At 57.3% G+C, this 19200-nt stretch carries 15 protein-coding genes; 3 read left to right on the top strand and 12 right to left on the bottom strand.

The features are described from left to right. Window positions 1-205: 205 nt before the first annotated feature. The 3 genes from malG to malE all read right to left on the bottom strand — a co-directional run bounded on the left by malG (window position 206) and on the right by malE (window position 3966). Window positions 206-1096: a maltose ABC transporter permease MalG gene (gene malG, locus ACTRWH_RS06985; RefSeq protein ID WP_041335489.1), complete on the bottom strand. Its 891-nt coding sequence runs from the start codon at window positions 1094-1096 to the stop codon at window positions 206-208. Between the two features lie 10 nt (window positions 1097-1106). Beyond that, window positions 1107-2600 carry a maltose ABC transporter permease MalF gene (gene malF, locus ACTRWH_RS06980; RefSeq protein WP_085680155.1) on the bottom strand — a complete coding sequence of 498 codons (1494 nt, stop codon included), beginning with the start codon at window positions 2598-2600 and terminating at the stop codon, window positions 1107-1109. A 166-nt stretch (window positions 2601-2766) separates the two neighbouring features. Next, the gene (gene malE / locus ACTRWH_RS06975) at window positions 2767-3966 is read right to left on the bottom strand and encodes a maltose/maltodextrin ABC transporter substrate-binding protein MalE (protein ID WP_085680153.1); all 1200 of its coding nucleotides are present in this window, start codon (window positions 3964-3966) and stop codon (window positions 2767-2769) included. A 262-nt stretch (window positions 3967-4228) separates the two neighbouring features. On the opposite strand from malE, the gene ACTRWH_RS06970 reads away from it, so the two are divergent. The 3 genes from ACTRWH_RS06970 to ACTRWH_RS06960 all read left to right on the top strand — a co-directional run bounded on the left by ACTRWH_RS06970 (window position 4229) and on the right by ACTRWH_RS06960 (window position 8359). Next, the gene (locus tag ACTRWH_RS06970) at window positions 4229-6052 is read left to right on the top strand and encodes an alpha-amylase (RefSeq protein WP_462826163.1); all 1824 of its coding nucleotides are present in this window, start codon (window positions 4229-4231) and stop codon (window positions 6050-6052) included. 2 nt (window positions 6053-6054) lie between these two features. After that, the gene (locus ACTRWH_RS06965; RefSeq protein ID WP_226909930.1) at window positions 6055-6942 is read left to right on the top strand and encodes an aldo/keto reductase; all 888 of its coding nucleotides are present in this window, start codon (window positions 6055-6057) and stop codon (window positions 6940-6942) included. A 166-nt stretch (window positions 6943-7108) separates the two neighbouring features. After that, the gene (locus ACTRWH_RS06960) at window positions 7109-8359 is read left to right on the top strand and encodes a substrate-binding protein (protein ID WP_091641391.1); all 1251 of its coding nucleotides are present in this window, start codon (window positions 7109-7111) and stop codon (window positions 8357-8359) included. On the opposite strand, the gene tpiA is transcribed toward ACTRWH_RS06960, so the two are convergent. The 9 genes from tpiA to ACTRWH_RS06915 all read right to left on the bottom strand — a co-directional run bounded on the left by tpiA (window position 8356) and on the right by ACTRWH_RS06915 (window position 19102). Continuing rightward, window positions 8356-9144, bottom strand: a complete 789-nt coding sequence (gene tpiA, locus ACTRWH_RS06955) for a triose-phosphate isomerase (RefSeq protein WP_126812291.1) — start codon at window positions 9142-9144, stop codon at window positions 8356-8358. The two genes, ACTRWH_RS06960 and tpiA, sit on opposite strands and share 4 nt — an antisense overlap. 33 nt (window positions 9145-9177) lie before the next feature. Beyond that, window positions 9178-10479 (bottom strand): phosphopyruvate hydratase, encoded by a 1302-nt coding sequence (gene eno, locus ACTRWH_RS06950; protein ID WP_085681988.1) that lies wholly within the window; start codon window positions 10477-10479, stop codon window positions 9178-9180. A gap of 172 nt (window positions 10480-10651) precedes the next feature. Beyond that, complete coding sequence (locus ACTRWH_RS06945) at window positions 10652-12658, bottom strand: methyl-accepting chemotaxis protein (RefSeq protein ID WP_085680145.1); 2007 nt, start codon at window positions 12656-12658, stop codon at window positions 10652-10654. A 269-nt stretch (window positions 12659-12927) separates the two neighbouring features. Further along, a complete protein-coding gene (locus ACTRWH_RS06940; RefSeq protein ID WP_085680143.1) occupies window positions 12928-14676 on the bottom strand; it encodes an ABC transporter substrate-binding protein in 1749 nt (582 codons plus the stop codon). A gap of 258 nt (window positions 14677-14934) precedes the next feature. Then, window positions 14935-15210, bottom strand: a complete 276-nt coding sequence (locus ACTRWH_RS06935) for a DUF2160 domain-containing protein (RefSeq protein ID WP_007155504.1) — start codon at window positions 15208-15210, stop codon at window positions 14935-14937. A gap of 11 nt (window positions 15211-15221) precedes the next feature. Further along, window positions 15222-16028 (bottom strand): carbohydrate ABC transporter permease, encoded by an 807-nt coding sequence (locus ACTRWH_RS06930; protein ID WP_007155503.1) that lies wholly within the window; start codon window positions 16026-16028, stop codon window positions 15222-15224. A gap of 10 nt (window positions 16029-16038) precedes the next feature. After that, entirely contained in the window at window positions 16039-16905 is an 867-nt protein-coding gene (locus tag ACTRWH_RS06925) for a carbohydrate ABC transporter permease (RefSeq protein ID WP_036205138.1), read from the bottom strand. After that, window positions 16902-18005, bottom strand: a complete 1104-nt coding sequence (locus tag ACTRWH_RS06920) for an ABC transporter ATP-binding protein (RefSeq protein WP_041335501.1) — start codon at window positions 18003-18005, stop codon at window positions 16902-16904. The genes ACTRWH_RS06925 and ACTRWH_RS06920 overlap by 4 nt, the downstream gene beginning before the upstream one ends. After that, window positions 18005-19102 (bottom strand): ABC transporter ATP-binding protein, encoded by a 1098-nt coding sequence (locus ACTRWH_RS06915; protein ID WP_041335502.1) that lies wholly within the window; start codon window positions 19100-19102, stop codon window positions 18005-18007. Before ACTRWH_RS06915 ends, ACTRWH_RS06920 begins: the two co-directional genes overlap by 1 nt. Window positions 19103-19200 lie beyond the last annotated feature (98 nt).

Below are 19200 nucleotides of genomic sequence, written 5' to 3'. Positions count from 1 at the left end.
GACCTCCGCCACTGTTCAGCGGACAGATAATGCTCAAGTTGTGGTTGGGGGCTGACAGGGGAATCAAAAAAGCCCGGTCAGCAGGGGGGGGGTATTAGCCTGACCGGGTCGCGAAGTGCGGAAAAGGAAGACGCATTTCTCGCGGAAGGGCCGCCCGGGATCCTCCGTGGCGGCGTAGGAGAACGTTCAATTCAGTCCAGCGGCATCAACCCTTGACGCCGCCGGCTGTCAGCCCACCAACAATCCATTTCTGGCAGTACAGGAAGATCAGCGTAATGGGCAGCCCGGAGAGCACGGCAGCAGCGGCAAAATCGCCCCACAGGTAGTTCTGCTCGTACAGGTACTGCTGCGCGCCGACCGCCAGGGTCAGCTTGTCGGTGTCCACCAGCAACACGGATGCCATCGGGTATTCCATGATGGTCATGATGAAGGCCAGGATGAACACCACCACCAGGATCGGTACCGACAACGGCAGCAGGATGTAGCGGAACGCCTGCCACGTGGTTGCCCCATCCACGATGGCGGCTTCTTCCAGAGAGCGGTCGATGGAATCGAAGTAGCCCTTGATGGTCCATATATGCAAGGCCATACCGCCGAGCGAGGCCACGATCACCGCGCCGTGGGTGTTCAGTCCCAACCAGCTCACATGGTTGCCTATCTGATCAAACAGGGCATACAGCGCCACAAGGGACAGCACCGGCGGGAACATCTGGAAGATCAGCATCGACTTGAGCACAAAGCCTTTGCCTGCAAAACGCATGCGGGCGAAGGCGTAGGCACTGGTGGTCGAGAGGGCCAGGATCATCACCGAAGAGATCACTGCGATCTTGATGGAGTTCCACAGCCACAACAATACCGGGAACGGCGGCTGGGTGACCGTGCCGTCCTCCCCGGTGTAGGGAATGCCCAGCGCCAGGTACCAGTGTTCCAGCGAAGGGTTCTCCGGCAGCAGGCTGCCGGCTGCAAAGTTACCGCTGCGGAAGGAGATGGAGATCACCATCAGCAGCGGGAACAGGATGATCACGATAAAGCCCAGCATCCCGAGATGGGACGCCAGAACGCGATACTTGGTGGAGCGGGGTTGAACCATTGCCATGGGTAGCTCCTTACACTTTGACTTTGGACAGTTTCAGGTTGATCAGCGACAGGGCGCCAACCACCAGGAAGATGGCTGTGGCAATCGCAGCCGCCAGGCCAAAGTTCTGTCCGGAATCCTGAAACGCGATGCGGTAGGTGTAGCTCACCAACAGGTCTGTGGTGCCCGCAGGTGTGCTTGCGCCGATAATATCGGGCGCGCCACCGGTCAATAGCGCAATCAGGACGAAGTTATTGAAGTTGAACGCAAAGCTTGCGATCAGCAGCGGCATCAATGGCTTGATGATCAGCGGCAGGGTGACATTGAACAGGTTGTTCACCGGCCCTGCCCCGTCCATCGCGGAGGCCTCGTAGAGATCCCTCGGTATCGCCTGCAGTAAGCCCATGCAGAGCAACATCATGTAGGGGTAGCCCAACCAGGTGTTAACGATCAGGATCATGGTTCGCGCCAGCGCCGGGTCACTGAACCAGTCAGGCCGCAATCCGAACAGGCCTTCCAGTACCAGATTGATCTCACCGAAGTTCTGGTTGAACAGGCCCTTGAACACCAGGATCGAGATAAACGCCGGTACCGCATAAGGCAGGATCAGCATGGTGCGGTAGAAGCCCTTTCCGCGAATCTGGTCCCACTGCAGGAGGTTCGCCAGCAACAGCCCGAGCGCCAGGGTGAACACCACGGTTGCCACGGCAAAGGACAGCGTCCATACGAAGATCTCAAAGAACGGCCCGCGAATGCTCGGGTCGGACACCACCTTCAGGTAGTTGTCCCAGCCGATGTTCACGGTCCACCCCGGCGACAGTGTCTGACCTTCCGCACTGCGGTAGAAACCGGTGTCGTGGTCCGGAAAGTAGGTCACGTCCGTCTGGTTGTTGGTGATGCTGCCGTTGTCGTGCAACGTGAACTGGGCGTTGATGGCCGCAAAGGCACGCAGGCTGGCCATGCTCAGCTCGCGCCCGTCTTCGGTCAGCAGGTCCAGCTCCGACAGTTCCGATCGCAACTGGATAATGTCGCGAATGGCCAGCGGCTCGCCAGCCGGCTTATCCGAAGCGGGTAAGACCGGCGCGCTGGTGTCGGAACCGTCCAGCGCCAGCGGAGCCGAAACCAAGTTCTGGTGCTTACCCTCAAGGTAGATCACATAACCGGCATCGGTGTTGAAAAGCTCATAGTTATAGCGGACGGAATCGGACTGGTAGGTCCGGTCCATCAGGTTGTCCTTCACCTGCTCAAAACTCAGCAGGTTGCTGGCACTGTAGTTGGTAAAGCCAATACCAACCGTGTACATCAGCGGGAAAATAACAAACACCCCCATACCGGCTACTGCGGGGAAAATGTAGCGATGGGCGTAGAGTTTCTTGTTCACGAACACAAACACCGCCGATGCCGTCAGCACCAGGAACAGCATCGCGAAGACGAACTCCTGCTGGGCATACAATGCCAGTATCAGGTAGAGCGCCATGCCTACCAATGCGGCCAGGGCACCCCACTTTAGAATTATTCGGGTCATTGGAAGTCTGCTTTCGGTTCCGGGGGAGGACAGGGTTTCCGTTATCATTGTAGTCAGCCCGTTTAAAGCCGTCGCCAACGTCTGGCGAGGGCAGGTTTACAACAACAGGTCAGCACGGCTGGGAGAACCATCGGCACGGCGGCCGACGGCACTCCCATCAGGGGCATTACCGGGTAATGCGCTGTGCTGCTGAGTTCAGGGCGTCCTCAACGGGCTGTCTTCCAGATGTGATGTTCTGCAGAGCCGGCCCCATGGAGGACCAGAAAGCGCCCATGGCAGGCACACTCGGCATGGGTTCACCCAACTGGGCGTTTTCAAACGTCGCCGCAATATTCGGGTTGGACGACAGTTCGTCCATAAATTCCTTGTTGGCCACGGCTCCCAGGGGAACATCGTTGTTCACCATTTTCAGGCCTTTGACGGACAGCGCGTAGTTCTCAAGGAACTCTACCGCCAGGTCCTTATTGGGGCTGGCCGTATTGAGAGTCGCCGCCATCACGCCAACCATGGGTTTGCTGGGCTGGCCATCGACGGTGGGCAACTTGGCAACGCCAAAGTCAATGTCGCTCTTCTCCAGGTTACCCCAGGCCCATGGGCCGTTGATCATCATTGCCGTTTCGCCCTTGTTGAAGCTGGACTCCATGGCGCTGTAATCCGCACCGCGAGGCATCACGCCTTCTTCAATCAGGGTTGTGAGCATGTTGGCGCCCTTCATGGCACCTTCGTTGTTCACGCCAGTGTCCTTGACGTCATAGCTGCCGTCTTCGTTCTGGGCGAAAATATAGCCGCCGGCCGCGGCAATCATTGGCCAGGTGAAATAGGTGTTGTTGTAGTCCCAGAGGATGGCGCGCTTGCCATCTTCCGCCAGTTGTTTGTGAATGGCGGGAATGTCCTCAAAGGCGGTTGGCGGCTCGGGCACCAGATCCTTGTTATAGATCAGACCAATGGACTCGACGGCCATGGGGTAACCGTACATCTTGCCATCGACGGTCACAGCATCCCAGGTGAAATCGAAGTTCTCACCGATAACACGCTGTGACGGCTTGACCTCGGAAATGATGCCGCTTTGCGCCCATTCGCCGAAACGGTCATGGGCCCAGATAAAGATGTCCGGGCCATTGCCCGTGGCGGCGGATTGCTGGAACTTGTCAGTGGCGCTGTCTGGATGAGCCACTTCAACGGGGATGCCGGTTTCCTCGGTAAACCAGTCACCCACTTCCTGCAGGCCATCATAGCCTTTGTCGCCATTGATCCAGACCAGGAGCTTGCCTTCCTCGATCTCGGCGTGAGCCGGTGCGGACATGCCAAAGGTTGCTGCAACAATGGAAGCTGCGAGTGAACTACGGATAAAAGTTCGACGATTCATCAGGTGTTTCCTCTGCTTGTTCCTGCCTTATTCTTGTTGTCCGCCCTGACACGAGGTTGGCCGGGCGGGCTGAACGCAAATCTTTTTATTGCGAGTAACCGAACTGTGTTGCAATTTGCTGTTGCTGGCATCAGCCCTGATTTCATTCCCTGAGGCGTAGAACGGGGGAGTAGTGAGGCGTAGTGAATTCCGTCTACCACCCACCGTTCAGGTCTGGTTTGATTGGATAACCACAACAATAAATGGAACCGGAGCCCATTGCATGAGCCAGACCCCGAAAAAAATCAGGTTTACCGCCAGCCTTGTGACGTGTCTCTCGCTTGCCGGCTGCGCCGGTGGCCAGCTCGAGACCGCCGCCCCACCCTCGGACAACCGCGCAGTTTCAACCGGCGGGATGTGCACCGGCACCCAGGCAGAGATGACCGTTACCGTCGGCAATGCCTTCAAAGACGGCGACTGGGTGCGAGACTACTACAGTGGCAACAAGGCACAGGTGACAAATGGCCAGGTCACCCTCGCCCCGGCCCCGGACGCCGAAGGCCTGTTACTGCTGGAAGCCATGGACGCTCCGGAGCAGAGCTTCACCTGGGCGGGTGCGACCGTCTACTTTACCGTGACAGATCGCTTTGCCAACGGCCGCACCGACAACGACCTGAACTACGGCCGCAAGCCCGACGGCAAGGATGAAATCGGCACCTTCCACGGCGGGGACTTTGCTGGCCTGACACAGAAGCTGGACTACCTGAAGGATCTCGGCGTCAATGCCGTCTGGGTCACCCCACCCTTCGAGCAGATTCATGGCTGGGTTGGCGGTGGTGACCAAGGGGACTTCCAACACTATGGGTACCATGGCTATTACGCTCTGGACTTCACCCGCCCTGACGCCAACTTCGGCACCCGCGAGGAATTCCGCACCCTGGTGGAAGAAGCCCATGCCCGCGGCATCCGCGTGGTTATGGACGTGGTTATGAACCACCCGGGCTACGCCACCCTTCAGGATATGCAGACCTTCAACGTTGGCGGGCTGCGCGAAGGCTTCGAAAAGCACCTGCCTGAACAATGGGGCGACTGGCGACCGGAATCCTGGGAGAACTTCCACGCCTACCATGCGTTGATCGACTACGATCATCCGGGCTGGGCCAACTGGTGGGGCAAGGACTGGGTTCGCGCCGGCATCGGCGACTACGACACGCCGCCCAAAGCCTCCATTGATCCGGTACGGGGCTCCCTCGCCTTCCTGCCGGATTTCAAGACGGAATCCACCCAGGCAGTGGACCTGCCCATTTTCCTGCAGAACAAGGAAAACACCCGCGCCACACAGCTTGAAGACGCCACCGCCCGGGATTATCTGGTCACCTGGCTAACCGATTGGGTGCGCGAGTTCGGTGTTGATGGTTTCCGGGTGGACACCGCCAAGCACGTGGAGCCGGAAGCCTGGAAACAACTGAAAACCAAAGCTCAGGATGCACTGGACACCTATCGCGCCAATAATCCCGGCCAGCCGTTGCCAGCGGAAGAGTTCTGGATGGTCGCGGAGGTATTCCCCCATACTGTGACCCGAAGCAGCTACTTTGATGCCGGATTCGACGCCATCATCAACTTTGACCTGCAGGAGGAAGCCCAGGCCGGTGCAGCTTGCCTGCCCGCCATGGAGCCCATCTACAGCGAGTATTCTGACAAGATGCACGGCGACACCCCCTTCAACGTCATGAGCTATATCTCATCCCACGACACCCAGCTTTTCAGCCGCATTGCCGACAACAAACCGGCGATGCAGAAGCGGGTCGCTGCGGCCTTGCTGTTTACACCGGGCACCAGTCAGATATTCTACGGAGACGAATCCGGCCGCGCTTTCGGGCCCACGGGTTCTGACGGCCACCAGGGCACCCGTTCAGACATGAACTGGGCCGACATCGAAAATGGCACGGCACAGCCGGTCCTGTCCCACTGGACAAAGCTGGGCCAGTTCCGGGCACGTCACCCGGCAATTGGTGCCGGGGAACACAAACAACTCAGTACCAAACCCTACGTCTTTTCAAGAACCCACGGCGACGACCGGGTGGTGATCGCCTTCGGCAAGGAGTAATCGTGCAAAACACCCAAACAGCAGGATTCACACCGGAAACACCCCTGATTCTGGGAATGATGCGGCTCCATGACCATCCCAGCCTCACGCAACCCGCCCGGCTTGCGGACTGGATTGCCGCGCGGCTGGATGACGGCCTGAACGTGTTCGATCATGCCGACATCTACGGTGGTGGCGAGTGTGAACGGCTGTTCGGGGATGCATTACGTGCTCACCCGGCCCTGGCCCAAAACCTGCAGGTGATCACCAAAACCGGCATTGTTCCGGCCGACCGGGACACCTCGCAGTGGCGAGTAAAACACTACCGGGCCGAAGCGGATTATGTGGAGAACGCGATCAACAAGGCCATCGCCTCACTGGCGGTAGAACAGATTGACACCTTTCTGATTCACCGTCCTGATCCGTTGATGCAGGCCGAGGACGTCGCGCGAGTGCTGGAAGCGGCGGTGTCCGCGGGTAAGATTCGCCAGATCGGCGTCTCCAACTTCCTGCCCGAGCAATGGCGATGGCTGGCCCGGAACACCGCGCTACCACTGGTGTGCAATCAAAGCCAGTTATCCCTGCTCCACACCGATCCGTTGTTCGATGGCACCCTTGAAGCTCATCTTGCGGATGGACTGCGCTGGTTGGCGTGGTCTCCGCTGGGTGGTGGTGGCCTGGCGGACCGAATCCCGGCAGAGCTGATGGAAGAGGCTCGGGAAGAAACCGGTCTGGATGACACCGGCCTGGCTATCGCCTGGTTACGACAGATTCCCGGAACGCCCATACCCGTGCTGGGCTCCATGAATCCCGAGCGTATTCACTCAGCGCTCAATGGCGCTCGAAGCCCTATGCCACGGGGCCTCTGGTACCGGCTTCTGGAATCGGTTCGCAATACCGCAGTTGCCTGACCCGGAAGTGCGTTGTGACGTCCGTCAACGCCTGACAATTCGTTACACAACTTCCACCTTCGTCCGATTGTTGCTTTTGCAGAGAGCCGCGACACTGGTCCTGATCCACAACAACAATATCAGGGCCCGCGTTACCGGCCCGGCGCGACCAAGGAGGCCTGTGCCAATGCTCTGCAAGAAGCTGCTTCTCTCTTTGTTACTGACCCTGCTGGCGACGGCTCCCGTTGCAGCGGAAACCCTGAAAATCGGGCTCAACTACCCCCAGACCGGCCGCTACAAGGACCAGGGCCTGCAACAACGCCTGGGCGCCTTCCTGGCCGTCGATGAAATCAACAAGGCCGGCGGCATCATGGGCCGCGAAGTGGAACTGGTGATACGCAACACCTCCGGCGAACCGGACAAGGGCGCCAAAAACACCGCTGAGCTGATCGACCGCGAAGGGGTGCAAATGGTATTCGGTGGCGTTTCCAGCGCAGTGGCCATTGCCTCCGGCAGAGCTGCAAGGGACCGAAACCGCATCTACTTCGGAACCCTGACCTACTCCAACGCCACCACCGGCGCCGCCGGCCACAGTCACATGTTTCGCGAACCCTATAATGCCTGGATGACGGCGAAGGTACTGAGCCAATATCTCAATACCCAGCATGCCGGCGACGAATACTTTTACATCACGGCAGACTACACCTGGGGCTGGTCGGTAGAGAAATCGGTCCGGAAATTCACCAATACCGAAAACACCGACGCTCACAAGGGCGTTAAGACACCCTTCCCTCGCGCGTTAATTACGGATTTTCGCCAGGCTCTGGAACAGGCGGAACAAAGTGGCGCGAAGGTCCTGATGATGGTGTTGTTTGGCGACGACATGGTGCGTGCGCTGAACGTCGCCTACGAAATGGGTTTGACGAAGAAAATGCAGGTGGTGGTACCCAACCTCACGCTCGGCATGGCCCGCCAGGTAGGCCCGACCATTATGGAAGGGGTCGTTGGCGGATCGCCCTGGGTGTGGAGCGTTCCCTACCAGTACAACTACGCCCGCGGTAAGGAATTCGTAGAGGCCTTCTCAAGCCGCTACGAGATGCGCCCCTCTACCGCGGCGGCCTCTGCCTACAGCATCGTCTACCAGTACAAGGATGCCGTGGAAAGGACCGGTACCACGGACACACGCCAGCTTATTCGAGCCCTGGAAGGCCACCGGTACACGTTCCTGAAGGACGAGCAGTACTGGCGCGACTTCGACCACCAGAACATCCAGACGGTCTACGTTGTGAGGGTTAAGCCCCGCAATCAGATCATGGAAGACGAGTACTCGGCTGACTACTTCGAGATCATCGACTCAATGCCCGGCGATGAGGCCGCCCAGACCCGGCAGGAATGGGAAGCCAGACGCAAGGAAGCCGGACAGCCGCTCAACCTCTAGGTGAGCATCGATGTCACAGGGTTAACCGTGTTTGCCAGCGCCGCGCCAATGTTTGAAAACTCGTCAGCCTGCAGGGACGCCCCGCCGATCAGGCCGCCATCCACTTCGGGTGACGAGAACAGAGCTGCCGCGTTGGCCGCTTTCACACTGCCACCATAAACAATGCGCACGGACTGCCCTGCGCCTGTCTCACAGTTTTCCAGAAACTGGCGGATAGCCCGGTGGGTGTCCGCCACCTGCTCCGGGGTAGCGGTCCTGCCGGTGCCAATAGCCCAGACCGGTTCATAGGCAACGATGCTGCCAGCCAGGCCGGACATGCCGCATTGGTCAATCACCGTCTGCAGCTGTCGCTGAACGACCTTCATCGTCCACCCCTGCTCCCGCTCTTCCAACGTTTCGCCAACACACATCACCGGTATCAGCCCAGCTGAGAGCACCTGCTGAAACCGGGCAGCAACATCATCGTCGGACTCGTGGTAAAGCGCGCGTCGCTCCGAATGCCCGAGCAATACGTAACGGCACCCCATTTCATGCAACATGGTGGCGCTTACTTCCCCGGTGTGTGCACCGGACGTCGCACGGCTGGCATTCTGCGCCCCGAGTGCAATGCCGGTGTACCCGAGCAGGTCCCGCACCTGGAACAGATAGGGAAACGGCGGGCAAATGGCCATATCAATTGTTTTGCGAAAGGGGCGGAGCTTTGCCAACATCCGCACAAGCAACGCCTGGTTGGAGTGTAGGCTGCCGTTCATTTTCCAGTTCGCAATCAGAATGGGTTTTCTCATGGTTTGTCTCCTGTGATTCCTCGTATCGACGTGTCAGGTATCCAGGGCACAGCGAATGGCTCCAACACCGGGATAGAAAGCGTGGGCGCCAAGGTCCTGCTCGATACGAAGCAACCGGTTATACTTGGCGACACGGTCAGAGCGGCAGAGGGAACCGGTCTTGATCTGACCTGCTCTGGTTGCCACTGCCAGATCGGCAATGAACGTATCCTCGGTTTCACCACTGCGATGGGATATAACCGCGGTGTAGCCAGCATCCTGTGCCGTTCCAATGGCTTCAAAGGTTTCCGTGAGGGTGCCTATCTGGTTGAACTTGATCAAAACCGAATTGGCGATGTCCTTCCGCACGCCATCCGCGATCAGTGACGCATTGGTCACGAACAGGTCATCCCCTACCAGTTGCACCCGCTCCCCCAGCTTTTCGGTCAGCAGCTTCCAGCCATCCCAGTCGTCCTCATCCATACCGTCCTCGATGGACGCGATGGGGTACTGCATCGCCAGCGACAGCAGATAATCGGCAAAGCCGGCGGAGTCAAAGCTTGCTCCGGCTCCGGACAACTCGTAGCGGCCATCGCGATAGAACTCGGACGCGGCACAGTCCAGAGCCAGCACGATATCCGTGCCCGGCCGATAACCCGCCCTGACGACCGCTTCCAGGATAAGATCCAACGCCTCGTCGCTGGAGCGCAGATCCGGCGCGAAACCGCCTTCGTCACCAATGGCGGTGGAAAGGCCTTTCTCGGTCAGCAGTGATTTCAGTGCATGGAAGGTTTCAACACCCATTCGCAATGCCTCGCTATAGCTGGGCGCTCCGACCGGCTGGATCATGAATTCCTGAAGATCAACGGTATTGTCTGCATGGGCACCGCCGTTGATGATGTTCATCATGGGTACCGGCAACACACACGGACCGGAGCAACCATAGAGTTCTGCCAGATAGCGGTACAGCGGTTGCTGTCGAAAGTTGGCGGCGGCATCGGCAACCGCCAGGGACACGGCGAGAATGCCGTTTGCACCAAAACCGGACTTGTTATCGGTGCCGTCCAGGTGGCGCATCAGCCGATCAATCACCAACTGGTCAAACACCACCCGGTTTTCAATCGCTGGTGCGATGTGCCGGTTAACCGCTTCGACAGCCCCCAGCACACCCTTGCCATTGTACCGATCAGGATCACCGTCCCTTTTTTCCAGGGCCTCCCTGGAACCGGTGGAGGCGCCCGACGGCGCGCGACCGCGTCCGACCACTCCGTTTCCCAACTCAACATCCACTTCCACTGTGGGAAAACCGCGGGAATCCAGAATTTCCCGGGCGAATACGGACTGAATACGCTCCATAATCATTAACCTACTTGCTCGTGTTGTTTTTGTTTCCGCACACATAGGTGCACTATCGAACAGTTCACTCGATTTTAATATTCGTTTACGAACATTCACAAGCGAAAAAGAACACAATTCCATATGATTTTGTTATATGGAAAACCCCAATAGGAACTTCAAACGGTTTCGACTACACCCGGAATCGCCCGATCAACGCTTCGATATCACTCATCGATGCCTTGAGCTGGTCGCTGGTCGCTACCAGTTGTTCGATCTCCGCCAGGTTTTCCGATGACGACCCGCTGATTTCGGTAACATTGCGCGACACCGAACGGCTGACGTCTTCCTGCTCGTCCATGCCGGTACGAACATGTTCCGCGCTATTGCGGATCTGGTCGACGGCCTCTCGAATGGTTTCAACGCCTTTGGAGGCATCGGTGATCAGGGACTTGACCGATTCCAGGCGCTGGAAGCTGTCTTCCATGGAACTCACGGCTTCGGCCGCATCCCCCTGGAGACGGTTGACGAGGCCACGAATGGTGTCCGTGCTACTGGTGGTTTTCTGGGCAAGTTGTCTGACTTCGTCGGCCACCACTGCGAACCCACGGCCAAACTCTCCAGCCCTGGCGGACTCAATGGCTGCGTTGAGCGCCAGCAGGTTGGTCTGGTTGGCGATTTCATCGATGGATTCGGTGATGCGCCCGATGTCGTGGGACGCACTCTCCAGCTTTTTCAGCTTGCCGGAGGTCTGCTGTATCTGCTCTTCCAGTTCATTCACACACTCCATGTTGGCGTTGGCGGTCTCTTTGCTTTCATCAACCCGACTGTTCACCGACTCCACCAGTTGGTGGGTGTCCCTGACGGATTCCGCCACGTGATGGCAGGACGCTTCCATCTCCGTCATGGCGGTCGCTATCGAATTGAGGTCATCGGCCTGCCCCCGAATACGCTGGCTCAGGTCGTGGGAAAAATCCGCGTTGGACGCCGCCACACCGGTAATTTCACCGCCGGCTTTCTGCAAGCTGCCCAACACCTCCCGCATGGCCGCTGCGAGCTTATTGGCCGACTCTTTCAGTTCAATAAACTCGCCGTTGGCGCGGAACGTCAGCTCGCGGCTATAGTCACCCCCAGCCATCGCCGAGAGGTGATTGACGGTGGCGCGCAAAGGAATACTGATCAACCGCCCCAACCACACCGAGATCACAACGGCAATAAACAGGATTAGCGGCACCAGGTAATACACCAGCTGTTCCGAGAAACGCGCCGTGGCATCCAGGTTGTCGACGGTCTGTACAGCGGCCTCTCCGGCTGCCGTGACCATCCGGTCAATATGGCTGTTGAGGTTATCAAGCCCGGCCTCTATGTCCGCGACGGTGCTGTTCACCGCCAGCAGGTTGCTGCGGTAATCGTAATACTGGCTGACTATGCCGGCCTCACTGTTGACCGACTCAAAGAAATCGCTTGCGATAGGCGCAAGCGACTCCAGCGACGCAATCTCGCCAATGATGGCCTCAATATCCTGCTCAACCGTCACGGTGTTGAATCGCAGGTTTTCCACCACGGCTTTGAGCCGTTCGGCATCGTCGGTGCTGACCAATTGCATAATTAGCAGTTCAATATTGGACAGGTTCCCCATGACCGTCATGAGCAGGTCTTTCAGATAAATGTCAGACCCTGCGGGCGCTGATGCTTCACGAAGCAACAACTGTTTCATTTCCGAGGCTTTGGCAAGAAAGTCGGATAAATCACGGTTCACTGACTCAGATACCCGGATAACCTCCGCCTGGTGTTCGCTAAGCCTGGCCGCTTGTTTTTGCAGCGTGCCAAGGGCCTCCCGGTACTGCTGCGCGGGTTCCTCGAACCCAGTAAGTAAGCGGATTTCGCCGGCTTCGGCAGCGAGTGACGTCACCTGCTTATCCAGCGCGGTCATTTTATCTATCAGCCTTCCATAGCGGGATCCCAGTTCCTGGTTGTCCCTCACCCTGGCGAGCGAGATGACTGCCATGCCACTGCCACCTGTCGTTGCCTCGACAGCCTGGACAGCACGCTGAAACGGGAAGATTCTCTCCTTTACCGCAGACGTACCCTCGGAAATGGATGTCATCATATTGCCGTTGAACAGTCCCCAGCCTGCGATGATCACACAAAGCAAACCGAAGCCCAGGTATAGACGATGGATAACTGAAATTTTTCTCATGCCCTATCAACCCCTACTGCCAGCCCTGGACAGGCCCGGAATTTGGAAAGGAAGGATCAGGTGCAAAAAGGCGGAAAAAGGGCCGGCAGGGTCAACCCGCTAAACACGGAGGAACACCTGAAATGCTAATAGGGGGGGAATGAAAGCAACCGGCCAAGACCCACCGACCTGACGGTGTTAGGTCTGCCGCTGCCCCAGGAAACCCGGGACAACGGCAGGGCACTACAGGTAAGTGATTTACTGAGTGACTACTCGAGCCGCCTCAGAAATCAGCTCTCGCGAGCTTCTTCCCAGGTTTTGAGCAGCTCTTCGTAGCGGACGGTTTTGCCTTTCGGCTTTTCGTTGTCCAGCTTCGGTTTGGGTGCGCCCGGCTGATCCAGCCAGTACTGGGGATCCCGCGGCTCGTTCAGCTTCGGACCGCAGGTTTCCTGGACACTGGCACGTTCGAGACGCTCCATGACACGATCCTGCGCCTGCGCCAGTCCGTCCAGTGCTTTCTGCGGCGTTGCTTCGCCGCTTGCAGCCTGAGCAATATACTGCCACCAGAGCTGAGCCAGCTTCGGATAATCCGGTACGTTGGTACCCGTCGGCGACCACTGAACGCGGGCCGGGCTGCGATAGAACTCCACAAGACCACCAAGTTTGGGCGCCATTTCGGTCATGGCATCCGATTCGATATCAGACTCGCGGATCGGCGTCAGACCAGCGATGGTCTTTTCCAGGGATACGGTTTTGGACACCGTGAACTGTGCATACAACCAGGCCGCAAGGCGACGCTTTTCAGGAGTAGACTTCATGAAGGTCCAGGAGCCCACGTCCTGATAACCCAGTTTCATGCCTTCTTCCCAGTAGGGCCCACGTGGTGAGGGGGCCATGCGCCACTTCGGGGTGCCGTCTTCGTTGACCACCGGCAGACCGTCTTCGATCATGCTGGCAGTGAAGGCGGTATACCAGAAGATTTGCTGGGCAACAGCGCCCTGAGCGGGTACGGGACCAGCTTCAGAGAATGTCATACCCGGTGCCTCCGGCGGCGCGTACTTTTCCAACCAGTCAACATACTTGGTGGTTGCATACACAGCGGCGGGTCCATTGGTTGCACCGCCGCGGCTGACGCTGGCGCCGACCGGATGACATTCGTCAACACGGATGCCCCACTCGTCGACCGGCAAACCATTCGGCAGGCCCTTGTCGCCAGCGCCAGCCATGGAGAACCAGGCGTCTGTGAAGCGCCAACCCAGTGACGGGTCCTTCTTGCCGTAGTCCATGTGGCCGTAGACACGCTTGCCATCAATTTCCTTCACGTGTACGGAGAAGAACTCGGCAATGTCCTCATAAGCGGACCAGTTAACCGGAACGCCCAGCTCATAGCCGTAAATATCCATGAACTGCTTCTTGAGGTCTTCGCGCTCGAACCAGTCGGCACGGAACCAGTACAGGTTGGCAAACTGTTGGTCAGGCAATTGATAGAGCTTGCCGTCCGGGCCGGTGGTGAAATCGAGACCGATAAAGTCATCCAGATCCAGTGTCGGCAGAGTCAGATCCTTGCCTTCACCGTTCATGATGTCCTCAACGGGCATCACCTTGCCATAGCGGAAGTGGGTACCGATCAGGTCAGAGTCGTTGACCCAGCCGTCGTAGATGTTCCGGCCGGACTGCATCTGTGTCTGCAGTTTCTCGATAACATCGCCTTCCTGGATCAGCGTGTGAGTCAGATTGATGCCGGTGATCTCACTGAATGCTTCAGCCAGAACCTTGGATTCATATTCATGAGTGGCAATGGTTTCCGAGACGACGTTGATATCCATGCCCCGGAACTGCTTGGCGGCCTGGATGAACCATTCCATCTCCTTCATCTGCTCTTCTTTGCTCAGAGTCGACTTCTTGAAGGACTCGTTAACCCACTTCTTGGCGGCATCAGAATACTGATCTGCACTGGCCTGAAAACTGAGCCCCAATCCCACCGAGCCAATCGCAGCGCTCAGAAGGAGGGTTTTCGGATATTTATTGTTCTTGAACATATCCAACCTCGTTCGTCTTGTTTTGGTGTGTTCGAAACGCGACAGCTTGCGCCAATACGTTTCGGCTTTCCCTATATAGCGTTCTGACCGCTATTCCTGGAAACGGAGCCGAATAGGGATGTTCGATTCCGATCATTAAAAAGAAAATAGTTCGTTATAGAAATTTTTACAACCGTTTTGAGCGATAAATCCTAAGATTCTTTCGGCCCTCCCTGACAAACGAAAATCAAAGGCACCCTCCGATGGCACCATTCCCCATCACCCCCAGCGCAACAGCACCAGGAGCCACGCCACCGACACCGCCAGCGCTACCCAAAGAGTAATGTCGCTGACAGCCAGGAACGCAAGGTGAATATAGGCCGCCGATAGCAGGCCGATGAAAAGACGATCCCCCCGGGTTGTCGAAATCGGCAGGAACCCTTTTCGCTCAGTACACGGCGAAACCACTTCGTAGACGGTCATCGTCAGCAAGATGCAGGCAATCACCGCAAAGAAAATCGCAACCGTTGGTGTCCAGTTCATCCATTCAATCATGATACGTCTCCTTATACCCGACCCAGTGCGAAGCCCTTGGCGATGTGGTTACGAACAAACCAGACCACCAGCACGCCGGGAATAATGGTGAGCACACCGGCTGCCGCCAGTACGCCCCAGTCAATACCGCTTGCCCCGACCGTTCGGGTCATGATGGCACCAATGGGTTGCGCGTCCACGGAGGTCAGGGTTCTGGCCAGCAACAACTCCACCCACGAGAACATGAACGCAAAGAAAGCAGCGACGCCAATACCTGACCGAATCATCGGCAGGAAAATCTTCACGAAGAACTTGGGGAAGCTGTAGCCATCAATATAGGCCATCTCGTCGTACTCGCGCGGCACACCCGACATGAAACCTTCCAGGATCCAGACCGCCAGCGGCACGTTGAACAGGCAATGCGCAAGCGCCACCGCAATGTGGGTATCGAACAGCCCTACTGACGAATAAAGCTGAAAGAAGGGCAGCAGGAATACTGCTGGGGGGGCCATACGATTACTCAGCAGCCAGAAGAACAGGTGCTTGTCACCCACAAACTTGTAGCGGCTGAACGCGTAGGCGGCCGGCAAGGCAACCAGCAGCGTGATGGTCATGTTCATGGACACGTAGATCATCGAGTTGATGTAACCCGAGTACCAGCTTGAATCCGAGAAAATCACAGCGTAGTTGGCCAGGGTAAAATTCTGTGGCCATAACGTCAGGCCGCCGAGAATTTCCTGGTTGGTCTTGAACGACATGTTCAGGAGCCAGTAGATCGGAGTCAGCAGGAGCACGATAAACAGTGTCATCCCGAAGCCCTTGGAACGTGAATAGTTCATCACTCTCTCCTTATTTTTCTTTGTCGAGGTGAGTTATGGCAGTAAAGAACACCCAGGACACCAGCAGCACGATCAGGAAGTAGATCAGCGAGAACGCCGCCGCCCGGCCGATATCAAACTGGCCGATAGCCATGGTGGTGAGTGTCTGGCTCAGGAAGGTTGTTGAGCTGCCTGGCCCGCCACCGGTGAGAACAAAGGGCTCGGTGTAGATCATGAAGCTGTCCATGAACCGCAGCAGTACCGCAATCACCAGCACACTTTTCAGGCGCGGTAACTGGATATAGCGGAACACGGCCCACTTGGAGGCACGGTCAATTTCGGCAGCCTGATAGAAGGCTTCGGGAATGGCACGCAAGCCTGAGTAGCAGAGAAGAGCCACCAGGGGTGTCCAGTGCCATACGTCCATCAGCAGCACCGTCAGCCAGGCATCCACGGTGTCGCCGGTATAGTTGTAATCCAGCCCCAGCGCATTCAGGCCCCAGCCAAACAGGCCGATGTCACCACGGCCGAAGATCTGCCAGATGGTCCCGACCACGTTCCAGGGAATCAGCAACGGAATGGCCAGAAGGATCAGGCACAGAGAGGCCTTGATACCGGATTTTGGCATCATCAGCGCAACCCCGATCCCGAGGGGGATCTGGATCGCCAGCACAGCGCCGGAAAACAGGAACTGCCTGAGCAGGGATTCTCTCAGCCGCTCGTCAGCAAGCACTTCGCGAAACCACTCGGTACCAACGTAATAGGCGTTACCCGGGCCAAAGATATCCTGGACCGAATAATTCACAACGGTCATCAGCGGTATCAGGGCTGAAAACGCTACAAGTATGAAAACTGGCAGTACGAGCCACCAGGCACGATTATTGGGAACCTTATTCATTGGTCCTTCTCCTCTACCAGAAACTCGTCCACGTAAAGCTTCAGCCACTTTTCCGGAAAGCTGAGCTGAACCTGGCCGCCAACTGCAAAGTGCTGGTCTTCCGTCAGCCGAACCTTCAACGTTTCGAAATCCAGCTTGACTGTCATGACCTTGTAAGTGCCGAGGTCCTCGACATCCAACACCTCGGCTTCAAACGTATCGTCCGCCGGCATATCGGACGCCTGGATAAACTCCGGGCGAATACCGATCTTGAGATTGTTGGACTGCAGGCGCTGTAACAGCTCGACGTGTTGAACACTCAGCGGGACAACCGTGCTGCCGAAGCAGACCCCACGTGGGCAACGCTGAACTTCAATCAGATTCATGCCGGGGCTACCGATGAAATACCCCACAAATGTGTGGTTGGGCTGTTCGAAGAGCTCCGTTGGGGTGCCAAACTGAACAATCTGACCGCCGTACATCACCGCGATTTTGTCGGCGAAAGTGGACGCCTCGAGCTGGTCGTGGGTGACGTACACCATGGTGATATCGAACTGTTCGTGAATCTGCTTGAGCTTGCGGCGCAGCTTCCACTTGAGCTGGGGATCGATAACCGTCAGCGGTTCATCGAACAGGATGGCGGACACATCGCCCCGAACCAGGCCTCTACCCATGGAAACCTTCTGCTTCTGGTCCGCGGACAGGTTCTTGGCCTTTTTCTGCAGCTCGCTCTCAATCTCCAGGATCTCCGCGATCTCATGCACCTTGGCCTTGATCTGGGACGACGGCACGCCGGTGTTCTTGAGCGGAAATGCCAGGTTCTGGTACACGGTCATCGAGTCATAGATCACGGGGAACTGGAAAACCTGGGCAATGTTCCGGTCCCTCGGGGACAGCTCGTTCACCCGTTTGCCATCGAACAGTACGTCGCCCTCGGAGGGCTGGAGCAAACCCGAAATGATGTTCAGCATCGTACTCTTGCCGCAGCCGGACGGACCGAGCAATGCATACGCCCCACCCTTCTCCCAGACATGGTCCAGTTGACGGATCGCGTAATCATCGGGCCCGGCCGGAGTGTCGCTGTAACTGTGAGCCAAGGACTTCAAATGAATTTCAGCCATCAGACCGACCCTCCTGTGACGACCTGTGCAGGTGTGTGCACCAGGCTTTCGTCTTTATCGAATACGAACAGTTTGTTGATGGGCAGGTAGATCTTGATGGGCGAACCCGTGTGGTACTGGTGTACGCCCATCAACTGCATCACCATCTCGAAGTACCGATTGCGCACGTGCATGAAGGTTTCGGAGCCACTGATTTCACTGAGCTCAACCTCCATCGACATCTCGAGATCATCCTCATTGTTGGGGACCAGTCCGATGTGACTCGGGCGGATACCAAACCAGTAATCGCCGGGTTCGAGCCGTGCGAGTTCCTGAGTCAACGCATGATGGGAGTATTCGTCGAAGGTCACTTCCGTGTCGGTGACCCGGCCCTTGATCATATTCATGGGCGGCTCACTGAACAGTTGTGCCGCCAGGGTGTTCACTGGGTTACGGTAAACGTCCATCACCGGGCCGCTCTGAACGATCCGTCCCTCGTTCAGGAGCGTGGTGACACCTCCCAACGCCAGCGCCTCGTTGGCTTCGGTGGTGGCGTATACGGCAATGCATTGGCGTTCGCGGAACAGTTCTCGCAACTCAGCGCGCAACTCTTCCCGCAGTTTGTAGTCGAGGTTCACCAGCGGTTCGTCAAACAGGATCAGGGTCGCGTCCTTGACCAGGGCCCTGGCCATCGCCGTGCGCTGCTGTTGCCCCCCGGAAAGCTCCAGCGGATACCGCTTCAGCAAGGGGTCAATCTGCAGCATGTTCGCGGTTTCCTTGACCCGTCGGTCAATCTCACTCTCCTTCATCTTGGCCAGACGCAGGGGCGAGGCGATGTTTTCGTACACCGTGAGGTTGGGATAGTTGATGAACTGCTGATAGATCATTGAGACATTGCGTTGTTGAACGCTTTGCCCGGTGACATCGTTGCCGTTGTAGATGAGGCGGCCGTCATCGGGCTTGTCCAGCCCGGCCATCAGCCGCATCAACGAGGTTTTACCGGCCAATGTACGCCCGAGCAGAACGTTGAACGAACCTGCCTCAAACGTGATGTTCGCGTCGCGGATGTAATCGACTCCATCCACGACACGGGAGAGGTTCTCCAGCGTTAAGGACATAGGCTTTCCTTTGTTGTTCTTGTGGCACGTTATCCGCCGTCACCGCAGGCGACCGGCGAAAATTCGATTTCGAATACATAAAGGCAATGAGCATACCA

The sequence above is a fragment of the Marinobacter sp. G5_S1_61_S3 genome (assembly GCF_054968585.1).
The sequence above is the reverse complement of the archived record's forward strand: the minus strand, read 5'-3'. Positions and strand labels throughout refer to the sequence as shown.